Origin of the sequence: Rhodococcus sp. EPR-147 (assembly GCF_001647185.1) — a bacterium.
Taxonomy (GTDB): Bacteria; Actinomycetota; Actinomycetes; order Mycobacteriales; family Mycobacteriaceae; genus Rhodococcoides.
In genome coordinates this window covers 1-1,314 of sequence record NZ_LVCU01000138.1, presented here as the reverse complement: position 1 = coordinate 1,314, position 1,314 = coordinate 1, and the positions used below count along the sequence as shown (strand labels likewise).

Annotated in this window: 2 protein-coding genes; both read right to left on the bottom strand. The window is 66.8% G+C overall.

From position 1 onward, the window contains the following. Positions 1 to 638 (bottom strand): FAD-binding oxidoreductase (locus A2J02_RS06725; RefSeq protein WP_156516125.1); only part of this gene is annotated, 638 nt, incomplete at its 3' end. A 110-nt stretch (positions 639 to 748) separates the two neighbouring features. Beyond that, positions 749 to 1,267, bottom strand: coding sequence for a DUF3558 domain-containing protein (locus A2J02_RS06720; protein ID WP_231893730.1), 519 nt, complete (start codon positions 1,265 to 1,267; stop codon positions 749 to 751). Positions 1,268 to 1,314 lie beyond the last annotated feature (47 nt).

Here is a 1,314-nt window from a genome sequence, read left to right as displayed (position 1 = left end):
ATCTCGGTGATGATGCCCAGCGTGCCCTCGGAGCCGACGAACAGCTTCGCAAGGGACAGGCCCGCAACGTCTTTCAGGCGTGGCCCACCCAGTCGGACGGCGGTACCGTCGGCCAGGACGACCTCGAGACCGAGAACGTAATCGGTGGTGACGCCGTACTTCACACAGCACAGGCCGCCCGCATTGGTGGCCGCATTGCCTCCGATGGAACACATCTCGAACGAGGACGGGTCCGGTGGGTACCAGAGGCCGTGCTCTGCGACGGCCTTCTTGACCTCGACGTTGAGCAGCCCGGGTTGTACGACGGCGATGCGGGTCACCGGGTCGACGGTGATCTCGCGCATCAACTCGGTGGTGAGCACGATTCCGCCGTCCACGGCGGTGGCTCCACCGGACAAACCCGATCCGGCGCCGCGTGGGACGACCGCCACGTTGTGCTCGGTGGCCCACCGCATGACGGCGCGAACGTCCTCGGTGGACTGTGCGCGCACGACGGCCAGTGGGGTGCCGGCGTCGGGATCCTTCGCCCAGTCGCGGCGGTAGCCCTCGGTGATGTCCGGGTCGGTGACCACCGCGCCGGGTGACAGCAGGGATTCGAGCTCGCTCAGGCGGGCATCTGTATCGGTCGTCACCGACATCTCGGTCTCCTCACATCGAAATTGTGACCGTCGCCACTCGAGTGTGTCACGGCCGCGTGTGCGGTGGAGTCGGGGCCGGTCGGCGCTCGGTCACTGATTGCGTTGCAGCGTCAGTTCTGCGAGTTCGGTGGCGGCGGCGCACGGGTCGGCCGGACTGGCGCGCCTCGGTACTGCACCCACCAAGTGATGACACCCGAGTACGCCGCGCTGATTCCGCACGACGACGGATCGTCCGGCCGTCGTGACAGGAACGCCGTGGTGCCGGCAACGGTGACGTCTTCGGTCGCGTAGCCGAGCCGATCGGCCAGGTCTCGCTCGCGCGAGAGTGCATCGTTCTCGAACCAGGCGAAAGTCACATCGATGAGTCCGCCGCCGCCGATGCCGGTCCACATGCACACTGCACCGTAGAAGTACTGCTCGACGAGGTCGGCACCCACTGTTTCGGCGATGGTGGGATCAGGGACGGCGATGCACTCCTCGAGCAGCTTGTCGAACTGTCCGCTGCCGCCGGATCGAGCGGGCACGGCCGTACCGGTCACGGTGGTGGTGCATCCGGTACCGACGGCCGCAGTGACGAGGACAGCGGCGAGGACGCGGCGGGTGGAATCGGCGGAGCGGAATGTCGACATCAGGCTACTTCGCCTTCGAGATCGTGGTTCTGGCCAGATCCTCGACG